Origin of the sequence: Streptomyces sp. NRRL S-340 (assembly GCF_000720185.1) — a bacterium.
In the GTDB taxonomy this organism is placed as follows: Bacteria; Actinomycetota; Actinomycetes; order Streptomycetales; family Streptomycetaceae; genus Streptomyces.
In genome coordinates this window covers 55,435-69,895 of the sequence record NZ_JOIY01000010.1, presented here as the reverse complement: position 1 = coordinate 69,895, position 14,461 = coordinate 55,435, and the positions used below count along the sequence as shown (strand labels likewise).

The 14,461-nt window shown below is 72.6% G+C and carries 11 protein-coding genes; 10 read left to right on the top strand and 1 reads right to left on the bottom strand.

Annotated features, from left to right (window positions below):
* Positions 1-134 precede the first annotated feature (134 nt).
* The 7 genes from IG64_RS09810 to IG64_RS09780 all read left to right on the top strand — a co-directional run bounded on the left by IG64_RS09810 (position 135) and on the right by IG64_RS09780 (position 8,835).
* On the top strand, positions 135-593 hold the full coding sequence (locus IG64_RS09810; RefSeq protein ID WP_037854184.1) for a peroxiredoxin: 459 nt from the start codon (positions 135-137) through the stop codon (positions 591-593).
* Between the two features lie 160 nt (positions 594-753).
* Complete coding sequence (locus tag IG64_RS09805) at positions 754-1,329, top strand: TerD family protein (protein ID WP_037854183.1); 576 nt, start codon at positions 754-756, stop codon at positions 1,327-1,329.
* Positions 1,330-1,426: 97 nt separating this feature from the next.
* Positions 1,427-2,005: a TerD family protein gene (locus IG64_RS09800; RefSeq protein WP_037854182.1), complete on the top strand. Its 579-nt coding sequence runs from the start codon at positions 1,427-1,429 to the stop codon at positions 2,003-2,005.
* Between the two features lie 50 nt (positions 2,006-2,055).
* Entirely contained in the window at positions 2,056-3,204 is a 1,149-nt protein-coding gene (locus tag IG64_RS09795; protein ID WP_037854180.1) for a DUF475 domain-containing protein, read from the top strand.
* A 138-nt stretch (positions 3,205-3,342) separates the two neighbouring features.
* The gene (locus IG64_RS09790; protein WP_037854178.1) at positions 3,343-4,080 is read left to right on the top strand and encodes a TerD family protein; all 738 of its coding nucleotides are present in this window, start codon (positions 3,343-3,345) and stop codon (positions 4,078-4,080) included.
* A gap of 542 nt (positions 4,081-4,622) precedes the next feature.
* The gene (locus tag IG64_RS09785) at positions 4,623-8,495 is read left to right on the top strand and encodes a polymorphic toxin-type HINT domain-containing protein (protein WP_234438459.1); all 3,873 of its coding nucleotides are present in this window, start codon (positions 4,623-4,625) and stop codon (positions 8,493-8,495) included.
* Positions 8,488-8,835 (top strand): hypothetical protein, encoded by a 348-nt coding sequence (locus IG64_RS09780; RefSeq protein ID WP_037854175.1) that lies wholly within the window; start codon positions 8,488-8,490, stop codon positions 8,833-8,835. The genes IG64_RS09785 and IG64_RS09780 overlap by 8 nt, the downstream gene beginning before the upstream one ends.
* Before the next feature lie 27 nt (positions 8,836-8,862).
* On the opposite strand, the gene IG64_RS09775 is transcribed toward IG64_RS09780, so the two are convergent.
* The gene (locus tag IG64_RS09775; protein WP_037854174.1) at positions 8,863-9,702 is read right to left on the bottom strand and encodes a TerD family protein; all 840 of its coding nucleotides are present in this window, start codon (positions 9,700-9,702) and stop codon (positions 8,863-8,865) included.
* A gap of 170 nt (positions 9,703-9,872) precedes the next feature.
* On the opposite strand from IG64_RS09775, the gene IG64_RS09770 reads away from it, so the two are divergent.
* The 3 genes from IG64_RS09770 to IG64_RS09760 are packed head-to-tail and all read left to right on the top strand — an operon-like array spanning position 9,873 to position 14,421.
* Entirely contained in the window at positions 9,873-11,057 is a 1,185-nt protein-coding gene (locus tag IG64_RS09770; protein WP_037854172.1) for an HpcH/HpaI aldolase/citrate lyase family protein, read from the top strand.
* A gap of 50 nt (positions 11,058-11,107) precedes the next feature.
* Complete coding sequence (locus IG64_RS09765; protein WP_037854171.1) at positions 11,108-13,609, top strand: phosphoribosyltransferase; 2,502 nt, start codon at positions 11,108-11,110, stop codon at positions 13,607-13,609.
* Positions 13,609-14,421 carry a hypothetical protein gene (locus tag IG64_RS09760; protein ID WP_037854169.1) on the top strand — a complete coding sequence of 271 codons (813 nt, stop codon included), beginning with the start codon at positions 13,609-13,611 and terminating at the stop codon, positions 14,419-14,421. The genes IG64_RS09765 and IG64_RS09760 overlap by 1 nt, the downstream gene beginning before the upstream one ends.
* Positions 14,422-14,461 lie beyond the last annotated feature (40 nt).

Sequence of the window (14,461 nt, the reverse complement as noted above, 5' to 3'; positions counted from 1 at the left end):
GCCCCGGACCCCGTGTCCGGGGCCCGGGCGCGCCCCCGGACGGGCCGGCCTCGTGTCGGCCCGTCCGCAGGCCCGCGGTGATCGCTGCGTAGGGTGGTCTCACCCGAACAGCCCCACCGAAGGGAAGCAGCACGATGGCGATCCAGGTCGGCGACAAGGCACCCGACTTCGAGCTGAAGGACAACCACGGCCGCACCGTGCGGCTGTCCGACTTCCGCGGCGAGAAGAACGTGGTGCTGCTCTTCTACCCCTTCGCCTTCACCGGCGTGTGCACCGGCGAGCTGTGCGCGCTGCGCGACAACCTGCCGAAGTTCGTCAACGACGACACCCAGCTGCTCGCCGTCTCCAACGACTCCATCCACACCCTGCGTGTCTTCGCCGAGCAGGAGGGCCTGGAGTACCCCCTGCTGAGCGACTTCTGGCCGCACGGCGACACTTCGCGCGCCTACGGCGTCTTCGACGAGGACAAGGGCTGCGCCGTGCGCGGGACCTTCATCATCGACAAGGAGGGCGTCGTGCGGTGGACCGTGGTCAACGGACTGCCGGACGCGCGCGACCTGAACGAGTACGTGAAGGCGCTCGGCACCCTGTGAGCCGTCCTGTGCGCCGGCCCGGGGTTCGGGGGACCCGACACCTGGGAATCTTCGGCCACAGGGCCTGCGTGGGGCGGGAACCCGTCACTAGGATCGACACGTTGATCCCATATCCGATGCACGACGGGGCTCCCCGCCCCCGGACACCAATGGAGGACTCGTGGGAGTCAGCCTCAGCAAGGGCGGCAACGTTTCGCTTTCGAAGGAGGCGCCGGGCCTGACGGCGGTCCTCGTCGGTCTGGGCTGGGACGCCCGCACGACGACCGGCACCGACTTCGACCTCGACGCCAGCGCCCTGCTGCTGAACAACTCGGGCAAGGTCGGCAACGACCAGAACTTCGTCTTCTTCAACAACCTCAAGAGCCCCGACGGCTCGGTCGAGCACACCGGCGACAACCTCACCGGTGAGGGCGAGGGCGACGACGAGGTGATCAAGGTCAACCTCGCGGGCGTCCCCGCCGACGTCGACAAGATCGTCTTCCCGGTCTCCATCTACGACGCCGAGAACCGCCAGCAGTCCTTCGGCCAGGTCCGCAACGCGTACATCCGCGTGGTGAACCAGGCCGGCGGCGCGGAGATCGCCCGGTACGACCTCAGCGAGGACGCCTCCACCGAGACCGCCATGGTCTTCGGCGAGCTGTACCGGCACGGCGCGGAGTGGAAGTTCCGCGCCATCGGCCAGGGGTACGCCTCGGGCCTGCGCGGCATCGCCCAGGACTTCGGCGTCAACGTCTGAGCGACGAAGCACCCCCGCCGTCCGGCGCCGCGCGTTCTCGCGCGGCGCCGGACGCGCAGGAACCCACACACGCACCATCCACGGGGAGGACCAGATCATGGGCGTCACGCTCGCCAAGGGAGGCAACGTCTCCCTGTCCAAGGCCGCACCCAACCTGACCAACGTCATGGTCGGGCTCGGCTGGGACGCTCGCTCCACCACCGGAGCCCCCTTCGACCTCGACGCGAGCGCGCTGCTGTGCGGCGCCGGCAACCGGGTGCTGGGCGACGAGTGGTTCGTCTTCTACAACCAGCTCACCAGTCCCGACGGCTCGGTCGAGCACACCGGCGACAACCTCACGGGTGAGGGCGAGGGCGACGACGAGTCGATCCTGGTGGACCTCTCCCGGGTCCCCGTCCAGTGCGAGAAGATCGTCTTCCCGGTCTCGATCCACATGGCCGACGAGCGCGGGCAGACCTTCGGACAGGTGAGCAACGCGTTCATCCGCGTGGTCAACCAGGCCGACGGGCAGGAACTCGCGCGCTACGACCTCAGCGAGGACGCCTCCACCGAAACGGCGATGATCTTCGGTGAGCTCTACCGCTACCAGGGCGAATGGAAGTTCCGGGCCGTGGGACAGGGGTACGCGTCCGGACTGCGCGGTATCGCTCTAGACTTCGGAGTCAACGTTTCGTAAAGCCGGGTACGGCGACGGGGGAGACCCGTACACAACTGATTGGGTAGCCAGTGCTTCTGAAAACCTTCGGCTGGTCGTTCGCGATCACCGTGCTCGGCTTGATCGCGGCGGTGTTCTACGGGGGCTGGACCGCCTTCGGGGTGGTGGCGATCCTCGCGGTCCTGGAGATCTCGCTCTCGTTCGACAACGCCGTGGTCAACGCCGGGATCCTGAAGAAGATGAATGCCTTCTGGCAGAAGATCTTCCTCACGGTGGGCGTGCTGATCGCCGTCTTCGGCATGCGGCTGGTCTTCCCGGTGGTCATCGTCGCCATCACCGCCAAGATGGGGCCCATCGAAGCCGTCAAACTGGCGTTCGACGACAAGGACCGGTACCAGCAACTGGTCACCGACGCCCATCCGTCGATCGCCGCCTTCGGCGGCATGTTCCTGCTGATGATCTTCCTCGACTTCATCTTCGAGGACCGGGACATCCAGTGGCTGCGCTGGATCGAGCGGCCGCTGGCCAAGCTCGGCAAGGTCGACATGCTGTCGGTCTGCATCTCCCTGATCGTCCTGCTGATCACCTCCTTCACCTTCGCCACCCACGCCCACCAGCACGGCGGCGCACACGCCGACAAGGCGCAGACGGTCCTCATCGCGGGGATCGCCGGTCTGATCACGTACATGATCGTGGGCGGTCTGTCCGGGTTCTTCGAGGACCGGCTGGAGGAAGAGGAGGAGCGTGAGCACGAGGAGGAGGAAGAGGCCGCCCGCAGCGGCAAGCAGCGCTCGGCGGTCAAGCTGGCCGGCCAGGCCGCGTTCTTCATGTTCCTCTACCTGGAGGTCCTGGACGCGTCCTTCTCCTTCGACGGCGTGATCGGCGCCTTCGCCATCACCAACGACATCGTCCTGATGGCCCTCGGCCTCGGCATCGGCGCCATGTACGTCCGGTCCCTGACCGTCTACCTGGTCCGCCAGGGCACCCTCGACGACTACGTCTACCTGGAGCACGGCGCCCACTACGCGATCGGCGCCCTGGCGGTGATCCTCATGGTCACCATCCAGTACGAGATCAACGAGGTCATCACCGGCCTGGTCGGTGTCGTCCTGATCGCCTGGTCCTTCTGGTCCTCCGTCCGCCGCAACAAGGCCCTGGAGGCGGCCGAGGGAAAAGCGGCGGGCTCGGGAGAGAAGACTGAGGTCGAGTCCGGGGTGTGACGCCCCACCCGGTACGGGAACGCTCTGAGCGGGGCGGCCGACGGGACCACACGGCGAGCCGGGCCGGGTGGCTCCGCACCGGCCGTCCCGCTCCATGCGTGCGGGGGTGGCCGAACGCGGTGAAGGTGGGGGCAGGAGATGGGTTTCTTCGACGGTCTGCGGGGCGGACGCCTGGCCGAGTTCGACTCGGGCAGTGCCGCGTCCAACGCGATCGAACTGACCAAACGGCACAGCCAGGTGTCGCTGACCAGACAGGGCGCGGCCACCGGCAACCTGCGCATCAACCTGAACTGGCGGATGCGCACCTCGGACATCGGCGGCGCCGCCCGGCAGAGTCTGCTGCGCCACCCCTTCAAGGCGCTGAAGCCGCCGGAGGTGCTCGGGCACAGCCAGTCGATGGTCAACGTCGACCTGGACCTCGGCTGCCTGTACGAGCTGGCGGACGGCACCAAGGGCGTCGTCCAGCCCCTCGGCGGCCTCCTCGGCGACGTCAACGCGCCGCCGTACGTCAAGCTCAGCGGCGACGACCGGTTCGGCTCCGCCTCCGGTGAGACGATCTACGTCAACCTCGACCACCGCGACGACATCAGGCGGCTGCTGGTCTTCGTCTACATCTACGACCAGACCCCGGCCTTCGACCGCACCCACGCGATCGTCACGCTCTACCCGAGCAACGGCCCGCGCATCGAGATCGGCCTCGACGAGCGCCACCCCCAGGCACGCTCCTGCGCGGTCGTCCTCATCGAGAACGTGAAGGGCGAACTCACCGTCCGCCGCGAGGTCAAGTTCGTCTACGGCTTCCAGTCGGAGCTGGACCGGCTCTACGGGTGGGGGCTCCAGTGGGGCAGGGGCTACAAGTCGAAGGCGGACCGCTAGTACGGCGAGGGGGGAGGGTTCACCGGCTCGCGACGTGCCGCACGGCACCTCGCCGCGTTGTCGCATCACCCGAGTACTCCAGTACGCGGGTCGTGCTCCGCCCTGCGATCCAATCCACCGCACCGGACGCCGCGAACTTCCCGGCAGGCCTTCCCGGCCACAGCAGCAGGCCGCGCGGCGCCGGGCGGACCGCTGGGTCCGCTCACCTCCGGAAGGCGGCGCGAGACCGCCGCTGCCGGTCATATTCGGCCACGGCATGGCCGGTTCTGGCTGATAAGTTGCTGTGCACATGATCAAGCGCAGGTAATGATCACCAAGTTTGCTGTGCCTGTTCCCGTGTGCTCGCGCACGCCGGGGCAGGGGGGTGCGGGTCGAGGCGGTTCGCACACGGGGGAACACACACGGTGCCGCACGGACTGTCGGTGATCGACCGGATTCCTGGCCGCAAGGCACCCTCCAGGAAGCGCCGCGCCGCCGGGCCCCCTGAACCGCTCCCCGTCCGCCGCACACCGCGGTGGACGGTCAGGGAGAAGGAGAAGGCATTGGCAACCGGATTCCGGGCTGTGCCGGGCGGGCGTGGCGTCGTGGTGACGCTCGTGGCCCTGGCGCTGCTCCTGGGACTGGATCTGCGCCCGGCGGCGGCCGACACCGCGCCGGCGTACGGCAGAGCGGACGTCCTGGAGGTGTGGGGGACCGCGGGCCCGGGCGTGAAGCGGGCGGCGGAGGCCGCCCTGGTGGGCTCCGACCAGGACATCCAGACGTTCATGGGCAAGGACCTGCCCGTCCTGGAGGAAGAGGACCTGCGGGTCCAGGTCGCCCAGGTCATGGCCATCGGCGGCCCCGGCGTGCGGGCGGCGGCCAACACCGCGCTCAGCGGCGGGACCGACCAGCTCAAGGCGTTCCTCGACGAGGGTTTCGAGGCCCCGTACGACGAGGACCTGCGGGTGCAGGTCGCGCAGATCATGGCGTACGGCGGTCCGGGCGTGAAGGCCGCGGGGAACACGGCGCTGAACGGGACGCCCGACGACTGGCAGGCGTTCATCGACAAGGGCCAGTTCCGGCCCCGTGAGGACGACAACCGGATCCAGGTCCTGCGGCTGATGTCCATGGGCGGTCCGAACGTCAAGCAGGTCGCGCAGCAGGCGCTGGACGGGACGCCGGAGGACGTGCAGGCGTTCCTGGACGACGGGTGGCAGGTCGCTTCCGCCCGGGACCAGGAGACGCTGACCGTCGCCCAGCTGGCCGACCTGGCGGACCACGCGCAGAAGCAGGCCAAGGAGCTGACCGACCAGGCCAAGGAGGAGGCGGCCAAGGCGGCGGCGGCCACCGAGGCGGCCAAGGCGGCGGCCCTGACCGCAGCGCAGGAGGCGCTGGAGGCCAAGTCGTCCGCCGGGAAGGCGGCCGCGGCGGCTTCGCGCGCCGCGGCGGCGGCGGACCGGGCGGCGCAGGCGGCCCGTACGGCGGTGTCGGCGGCGGCTGCGGCCAACCGGACGGCCCGGGTGGCCGCCAGCGCCGCGGCGCAGGCGGCGTACGCGGCCTCGCGCGCGGGCAGCGCCGCGTCCTCGGCGCGTGCGGCCGCCGCGGCGGCGGCCGGTGACGCCAACCAGGCCAAGCAGGCCCGCGAGGCGGCGGAGAACGCGCGCAAGGCCGCCTCCGGCGCCAAGAAGGCGGCGGACGCCGCCGACCAGGCGGGCATCGCCGCGGACAACGCGGCGAAGGCGGCCGGTGCCGCCGCGTCGGCCGGCGCGAACGCGGCTGCCGCAGCCGCCGCCGCGGCGGACGCGGGCCGGTGGGCCGGCGAGGCGGGTTCCAAGAGCACCGAGGCGCAGCAGGCGGCGGCGCGGGCCAAGCGGCTGGCCGACCAGGCCACCCGGGCGGCCGGTGCCGCGCAGGCCAACGCCAACCAGGCCGCGACGGCGGCACGGCAGTCGCGGGACGCGGCCAACGCCGCCGCCGCGCACGCCGAGGCCGCCGCGACGGCCGCCGACAAGGCCGCCGACGAGGCGGGCAAGGCGGTGGACGCCGCCAAGGCGTCGACGGACGCGGCGAACGAGGCGAGCAAGGCGGCCGACGACGCGCAGACCGCGGCCGACCAGGCGGCGACCGTGGCCGACCTGGCCCGCAAGGCGGACGCCGAGCGGCTCGCCGAGCAGCAGGACGAGGACGTCCTCGCCGCGGAGGAGGCCAACAAGGAGCACGAGGCGCAGGTCGCCCAGGCCACGTGGGAGGCGGGCCGGGTCCAGCGACTGGACGCCGAGACCCGGCAGCTCGTGCAGGACGCCGCCGCCTCCACCGACCCGCAGGTCACGGCCGCCAAGGGCCGGCAGGCCGCCGTCAACCTGCTCACCAGCGGGGGCACCTGGGTGAAGGACGCGGCCGAGACGGCCGTGACCGGCACCGACGAGGACGTGGCCGAGTTCGTGCGCACCGGGCTGGACGTCGCCCTGGAGCAGGACGACCGCGTGAGCGCGGCGAACATCGCCGAGACCAGCGACAAGCCGGCGCAGCGGCAGGCCGCGCTGGACGTGCTGGACAAGCCGATCGACCAGGTCCGGGAGTTCCTGCGCACCCGCGCCTACCCGGGCAAGGAGGACGACGACCGGATCGCCGTCGGCAAGATCATGGCCGAGGGCGGCCCGGGCGTGAAGGCCGCCGGCAGCAAGGCGCTGGACGGCACCGCCGCCGATCTCCAGGAGTTCCTGGAGACCGGCCAGTACAAGGCGCGCGAGGACGACGACCGGGTCGCCGTCTCCGCCGCCTTGGCGAGCGGCGGACCCGAGGTCCAGGCCGCCGCGCAGGCGGCGCTGACCGGGCCGCCGGCCGGCCTGCGTTCCTTCCTCCAGACGGGCCTGTACCGGGCGCGGCAGCGTGACGCCAACGCCGCGTCCCACATCGCGGAGATCAACACCCTGCTGAGCGCCGCCTACAAGTCGGCCGCGCTCGCCCACGCGGACGCCGCCGAGGCACAGCGCGTGGCCGCCCTCGCCCGCAAGGACGCCGCCAAGGCCCTGGAGTGGGCCGACAAGGCGAAGCACTCGGCCGAGCAGGCCTCCGACTACGCCGCGCAGGCCGACAAGTCGGCCGACGACGCGGCGGCCTCCGCCACCCGCGCCGCCGAGTCCGCGAAGACCGCCAGGAACGCGGCGGCCTCGGCCCAGAAGGACGCCCAGTCCGCCGCCCACTCCGCCCAGCAGGCTGAGCACTCCGCGGCGGTCGCCTCGGGCTACTCCGCCCAGGCCGGCACGGCCGCGTACCAGGCGGCGGCCTCCGCGAGCGCCGCAGGCAAGGACGCCGCGGCGGCGGCCAAGGCCTCCTCGGAAGCGCTGAAGATCGCCGCCGACAAGCTCGTGGCGGAGCTGAAGGCGCAGGTCCAGGAGGAGTCCAAGGACCCGAGCAAGCCGCTCTCGGACAAGGAACTGCGCAAGGCCCTGGAGAAGCGGCTGTTCCAGTTCCGCAGGGAGCACGCCTTCAACGGCGACATCAAGGCCGGCGACACCATCCTGGTGTGCGGCGGTGACGGCGCCGGCGGCATGGGCTGCATCACCACCACCTACCTGGACCGCCTGATCGCCTGGTACGTGGGCATCGACGAGATCGAGAAGTGCTTCGACAAGTTCGACTCGTCGTGCATGAAGGACCTCGCGCTGCACGCTCTCAGGTACAAGTTCCTGAGGAAGTCGCCGTGCAACAGCTTCGCGCCCGGCACCCGGGTGCTGCTGGCCGGCCGGCGGACCAAGCCCATCGAGGACGTCAGGGCCGGCGACCGCGTGGTGGCCACCGACCCGGAGTCCGGGCGGACGGTGGCCGAGCCCGTCGAGGCGACCGTCACCGGCAGGGGACGCAAGGCACTCGTCGACGTCACGGTCGGCCGGTCGGCGGCCGGGCACGGCGGCACGGTGGTCAGCACCGACAAGCACCCCTTCTGGGTGGCGGACGGCCGCGGCGCCTGGCGCGACGCGGACCGGCTCACCCCCGGCATGCGGCTGCGCACCGACGCCGGCAAGCGGGCGCGGATCACGGCGACCCGCGCCTGGACCGCCCCCGACCAGCGGGTCTACAACCTGACGGTCGCCGAACTGCACACCTACTACGTCCTCGCCGGCGACACCGCGGTGCTGGTCCACAACGCGGGCAAGTTCTGCGGGGCCGACGCGGACGCGCTCCAGCACTGGGACAAGGCGACCTTCAGCAGCGCGGAGGAGACCGCGGTCTACCATCTCGACAAGCACGGCAAGGGCAGGACCCTCGCCGAGTACACCAAGGAAGCGATGGATCTCTGGAACAAGACCAAGCCCGAGGACCGCATCCCGTGGAAGCTGAGGAACGGCGAGATGGGGTGGAAGATCCGCGGCGGCCTGTTCGGCGGCGAGGGGATCTACACCAAGGACGGGAAGATCGTCACCTGGCATGACTGAGACAGCAGCCGGGTTCCGCGCGGCCTTCGAGGCCTTCCGGGCCCTGCCCTACCCCGACCGCCCCCGTGAGGAGGAGCTGCGTGACTGGAACTCCCGCCTGCTCGACCTCGACGGGTACGTCGCGGGGTACGCGACACGGGTGTACGACGGCCGGATCGGCGCCGCCGAGGTGCCCGACACCGGGGCGCTGGTCCTGGAGGCCGAGACCCTCCGGCGGGACCTCGACTCGATCACCCCGCACGGGGCGGACGAGGCGCGGCTGGTGAGCGACTACCGGGCGTACACCGAGGCGCTGGAGCGGATGGTCCGGCTGCTCGCGGCGCTCGCCCGGACGGCGTGAGCGCCGGGGCCGCGGTTCACCGGCGGGTCACCGTCCGATGAACTGCGGCCCCTGCGGGGGCAGCCGGAAGTCCGGGTCGGGGACCGCCGCCGGCGGCGGGTACCCGTGCCCCGAGGGTGCCCCCGCGGGCTGCGGGCCGGGGCCGTAGGCCGGCTGCGGATACCCGTAGGCCGGCTGCGGCGCCGTGGCCGGAGGTGACTGCGGCGCCGGCGGCTGCGGCGGATACGCGTACGTGGGGGGCTGCTCGGGCGGCAGCGGCTGGGCCGCCGAGGGCGCCGCCCCCGCCGCCGTGCCGTCCGTGCCGCCGCTCCCGGCGGGCTCCTCCGTCTCGTCGACCGAGATGCCGTAGTCCGTCGCGAGGCCCATCAGCCCGTTCGAGTAGCCCTCGCCCAGCGCGCGGAACTTCCACGACTCGCCCCGGCGGTACAGCTCACCGCAGATCAGCGCGGTCTCCTGGCCCGTCTCGGGCTTGATGTCGAAGGACGCCAGCGGCTCGGTGTCGGCGGCCGCCGCGTCGTACAGCAGGATGCTCAGCTCCCGCACCCGCTCGAAGGCCATGCCGTCCGCCGAGGCGACCAGCAGGATCCGGCTCACCTCCGGCTCCACACCGAGCAGGTCCGTCTGGATCGTGTCGGTCAGCACCTGGGCGGTCCGTCGCTTGCCCAGCCGCCAGACCTTCCCCGAGGGGTGCCGCGGCTGGTTGTAGAAGACGAAGTCCTCGTCGGAGCGGGCACGGCCGCCGGGGCCGAGGAGCAGCGCCGACGCATCGACGTCCGGCACCCCCTGACCGGGCGTCCACCGCACCACGGCCCGTACCGTGGCGGCCTCCAGCGGGACGTTCGACCCCTTCAGCATCGCGCGCGTCATGCGGTCATCCTGCCCTCTCGGTCCTGGCCACGACAACGCGGCCCGGACACCGCACGGCCGCCCTCGCCCCGTTACCAGAAGTTCATGCCCCCCGGGAACCACCGACACCGACCCGTACGTACTATTACCGGCCACCTTTTCCACGTCGCGCGCCACCACGGGGGAGCTACATGCGTCATTTCGGGCACCTCACTCCGCAGGTGCGTCAGCGCCTCTTCCACCGGGAGCCGGGGGAGTTCACCGCCGACTCCCCGGCGCGGCTGCTCTCCGCCGCCCTGGGCGCCACCCTCTACAGCCCGGCCACCCGCCCGCACCTGGCCGACGACGTCGTCAAGCAGGCCGCCCGCGGCGTGGTCTCCATGGTGCTGTGCCTGGAGGACTCGATCGACGACGCGGAGGTGGAGCAGGGCGAGGCGAACCTCGTGCGGCAGTTCGCCGCCCTGGCCGCGCTCCCCGCGCCCGCCGCGCTCCCGCTGCTGTTCGTCCGGGTCCGCACCGCCGGGCAGATACCCGACCTGGTGCGGCGCCTGGGACCGGCGGTCCGGCTGCTGTCCGGATTCGTCCTGCCGAAGTTCACCGGCGAACGCGGACTGCCGTTCCTGGAGGCGGTGCAGGCCGCCGAGGCGGCCTGCGGACGGCGGCTGTTCGCCATGCCCGTCCTGGAGTCGCCCGAACTGCTCTACAGGGAGAGCCGGGTGGAGACCCTGGAGGGGATCTTCCGCGCGGTCGACAAGTACCGCGACCGGGTCCTCGCCCTGCGCCTGGGCGTCACCGACTTCTGCTCCTCCTACGGGCTGCGCCGGGCCCCCGACATGACGGCCTACGACGTCCAGATCGTCGCCTCCGTCATCGCCGACGTCGTCAACATGCTGGGCCGCGCCGACGGCACCGGGTTCACCGTGACCGGCCCGGTGTGGGAGTACTTCCGGGCGCAGGAGCGCATGTTCAAGCCGCAGTTGCGGCAGAGCCCCTTCCTTGAGGTGCAGGCGGCCGGGCTGCGCGAGACACTGATCGAGCACGCCATGGACGGGCTGCTGCGGGAGATCTCCCTGGACCAGGCCAACGGGCTGCTGGGCAAGACCTGCATCCACCCCTCGCACGTGCTCCCCGTGCACGCGCTGTCCGTCGTCAGTCACGAGGAGTACAGCGACGCGGCGGACATCCTGCGGCCCGAGCGCGGCGGCGGGGGCGTGCTCAGGTCGGCGTACACCAACAAGATGAACGAGGTGAAGCCGCACCGCGCCTGGGCCGAGCGGACCCTGCTGCGCGCCGAGGTCTTCGGCGTCGCCCGGGAGGACGTCGGCTTCGTGGAACTGCTCGCCGCGGGCATCCCCGGCGGCCCGGCCGCCCCCTGACCGCCGCCCGCCCCGGCCACCCCGACCCTGCCCCCCACCCCAAGGAACGCATGAACAAGGCAGTGCACGACGGCATATGGTCCGGCACCTGGGTCGCCGAGCGGCTCGGCGTGGAACTCGTGGGCGGCGGCGAACTGACCGGCCTGCTCGGACTCGCGCTGCGCCGCAACCCCAAGCGCGCCCACCTCCTGGTCTCCCACGTCCTCGGCAAGCACGTACCGCAGTCGCCGTCGGTGGTCTACGGGCACGGGCTCGACCTGGGCCGCCGCGTCCGGGACCTGCTCGGCGAGGGCGAGGCCGCCCGTGCCGTCGTCCTCGGATACGCGGAGACCGCGACCGGCCTGGGCCACTCGGTCGCCGACGGCCTGGGAGCGGTCCCCTACCTGCACTCCACCCGCAGGCCCGTCCCCGGCGTGCGGCCGGCCGGCGGCTTCGAGGAGTCCCACTCGCACGCGACCTCCCACCTGCTGCTGCCGGAGGACCCGGCGCTGCTGGCCACGAGCGGCCCGCTGGTGCTGGTGGACGACGAGTTCTCCACGGGCAGCACCGTCCTGAACACCATCCGCGACCTGCACGCCCGCCACCCGCGCACGCGGTACGTGGTGGTCGCCCTGGTGGACATGCGCTCGGCGGCCGACACCGCCCGCCTGGACGACTTCGCCCGCGGCATCGGCGCCCGCGTCGACCTCGTCGCCGCCGCCTCGGGCACGGTCCGCCTCCCCGAGGGCGTCCTGGCGAAGGGACAGGAACTGGTCGCCCGGTACGAGAAGGCGGCGCCGCACGCCCAGGAGCCCGCCGCGCCCCCCGCCCGGCACACGCCCGGCCAGGTCGTCCGGGTCGGACTGGACTGGCCCCGCGGCCTGCCGGACGGCGCCCGGCACGGCTTCACCCCGGCGCACCGCGAACGGCTGGAGCGCGCCCTGCCCGCCATGGCGGACCGGCTGCGGCGCGCCCTGCCCGCCGGCGCCCGCCGGATCCTGGTCCTCGGCTGCGAGGAACTGATGTACGCGCCGCTGCGGCTCGCCCACGAACTGGAGCGGGCCACCGGCGCCGAGGTGCGTTCCTCCACCACCACCCGCTCACCCGTCCTCGCCGTCGACGACCCCGGCTACGCCATCCGCAGCCGCCTGGTCTTCCCCGCGCACGACGACCCGGCCGACGGTCCGGGCGAGCGCTACGCCTACAACGTGGCGGGCGCCGGCTTCGACGCCGTCCTCGTCGTCGTCGACTCGGCCGCCGACACCCCGTCCCTGCACGCGCCCGGGGGCCTGCTGGCCCGCCTCGCCGACCACACCCCGCACGTCCTGCTCACGGTCGTGCCGTCCTACGTCCCCGCCTTCGCCGAGGGACCCCGGCCGGCCCGGGGAGCCCAGGAGAGTCAGGAAAGTCCCACCATGCTGCCCGAGCCCCTGCGCGGCCCCGCCTTCTCCTCGTACGCGCCCGAGGAGGTCGGCTGGCTGCTCCAGGACCTCTCGGACGTCACCCTGGAGGCGCCGACCGAGGAGCGCGAGGAGGCCATCCAGAGCGGCGGCGCCCACTACGCCGAGTCCCTGCCGGTGGAGTACCAGCCCAGCGCCCAGTACCAGGAGCTGTTCCACGCGGCCCTCGGCGCCTCGGCGGGCCGGCTCGCCCAGGCCGTCGGCGCGGTCACCGAACTCGTCCTCGCCGAGCGCTCTCCCCGCCCGGTCCTCGTCTCCCTGGCCCGCGCCGGAACGCCCGTCGGTGTGCTGATGCGCCGCTGGGCCGCCTTCCGGCACGGCCTGGAACTGCCGCACTACGCCGTCTCGATCGTGCGCGGCCGGGGCATCGACGCCAACGCGCTGCGCTGGCTGGCCGCCCACCACGACCCGGCCGACGTCGTCTTCGTCGACGGCTGGACCGGCAAGGGCGCCATCACCCGGGAACTCGCCGAGGCGGTCCGCCGGTTCGAGGAGGCGGGCGGCGCCACCGGCTTCGACCCGGAGATCGCCGTGCTCGCCGACCCGGGCTCGTGCGTACGCACCTACGGCACCCGGGAGGACTTCCTCATCCCGTCCGCCTGCCTCAACTCCACCGTCTCCGGGCTCGTCTCGCGCACCGTGCTCCGCGCCGACCTGGTCGGACCGCACGACTTCCACGGTGCGAAGTTCTACCGGGACCTGGCGGGCGCCGACCTGTCCGGCGTCTTCCTCGACACCGTCACGGCCCGCTTCGGCGAGGTCGCCGACGCCGTCGAGGTGACCGTCAAGGAACTGCTGGCCGGCGACCGCGCACCGACCTGGGCGGGCTGGGCGGCGGTCGAGCGGATCAGCGAGGAGTACGGCATCCACGACGTGAACCTGGTCAAGCCGGGCGTCGGCGAGACCACGCGCGTACTGCTGCGCCGGGTGCCGTGGAAGATCCTGGCGCGGGCCGGGGCCGGCGCGGACCTGGACCACGTGCGCCTGCTGGCCGGGCAGCGCGGGGTGCCCGTCGAGGAGGTGGACGCACTGCCGTACACCTGCGTGGGGCTGATCCACCCCCGCTACACGCGCGGGGCGACCGGCGCCGACGGGAAGGCGGTGGCCCTCTGATGCCGGTACTGGTGGCCAGCGACCTCGACCGCACGCTCATCTACTCCGCCGGGGCGCTGGCCCTGGCCGTCCCGGACGAGCGGGCGCCGCGGCTGCTGTGCGTGGAGGTGTACGAGGGAAGACCGCTGTCGTTCATGACGGAGACCGCGGCCGGGCTGCTCGGCGGCCTCGGGGAAACGGCGCTGTTCGTACCGGCCACGACCCGCACCCGCGAGCAGTACCTGCGCGTCAGCCTCCCCGGCCCCGCCCCGGCCTACGCGGTCTGCGCCAACGGCGGCCACCTGCTGGCCGACGGCGTCTGGGACCAGGACTGGCACCGGCAGGTCACCGGCCGGCTGGCCGAGGAGTGCGCGCCGCTCGGCGAGGTGCGCGAGCACCTGCTGCGGACCGCCGACCCGGCGTGGGTGCGCAAGCACCGCACCGCCGAGGACCTGTTCGCCTATCTCGTCGTGGAGCGCGACCTGCTGCCCGAGCAGTGGGTGAAGGAACTGGTGGCGTGGGCCGGGCAGCGCGGCTGGACGGTCTCGCTCCAGGGCCGCAAGCTCTACGCCGTCCCCGAGCCGCTCACCAAGGGCGCCGCCGTCCGCGAGGTCGCCCGCCGCACCGGGGCCGATCTGGTGCTCGGGGCGGGCGACGCGCTGCTGGACGCCGACCTGCTGCTGGCCGTGGACCGCGGCTGGCGGCCGGGCCACGGGGAACTGGCGGAGACGGGCTGGACGGCCCCCGGAATCAGCGCGCTGCCCGAGCGCGGGGTGCTGGCGGGGGAGCGGATCGTACGGGAGTTCCTCGCGGCGGCCGCCGCACCGCGCTGACACGGGCCGGGCGGGTGCGGACGCCGCCCGGCCGACCGCG

Excerpts from the sequence above, each read along its gene's own strand:
- IG64_RS09775 (WP_037854174.1), bottom strand. The coding sequence starts at position 9,702 with ATGACGCGCGCGATGCTGAAGGGGTCGAACGTCCCGCTGGAGGCCGCC.
- IG64_RS09780 (WP_037854175.1), top strand. The coding sequence starts at position 8,488 with ATGACTGAGACAGCAGCCGGGTTCCGCGCGGCCTTCGAGGCCTTCCGG.
- IG64_RS09770 (WP_037854172.1), top strand. The coding sequence starts at position 9,873 with ATGCGTCATTTCGGGCACCTCACTCCGCAGGTGCGTCAGCGCCTCTTC.
- IG64_RS09800 (WP_037854182.1), top strand. The coding sequence starts at position 1,427 with ATGGGCGTCACGCTCGCCAAGGGAGGCAACGTCTCCCTGTCCAAGGCC.
- IG64_RS09765 (WP_037854171.1), top strand. The coding sequence starts at position 11,108 with ATGAACAAGGCAGTGCACGACGGCATATGGTCCGGCACCTGGGTCGCC.
- IG64_RS09790 (WP_037854178.1), top strand. The coding sequence starts at position 3,343 with ATGGGTTTCTTCGACGGTCTGCGGGGCGGACGCCTGGCCGAGTTCGAC.
- IG64_RS09810 (WP_037854184.1), top strand. The coding sequence starts at position 135 with ATGGCGATCCAGGTCGGCGACAAGGCACCCGACTTCGAGCTGAAGGAC.
- IG64_RS09760 (WP_037854169.1), top strand. The coding sequence starts at position 13,609 with ATGCCGGTACTGGTGGCCAGCGACCTCGACCGCACGCTCATCTACTCC.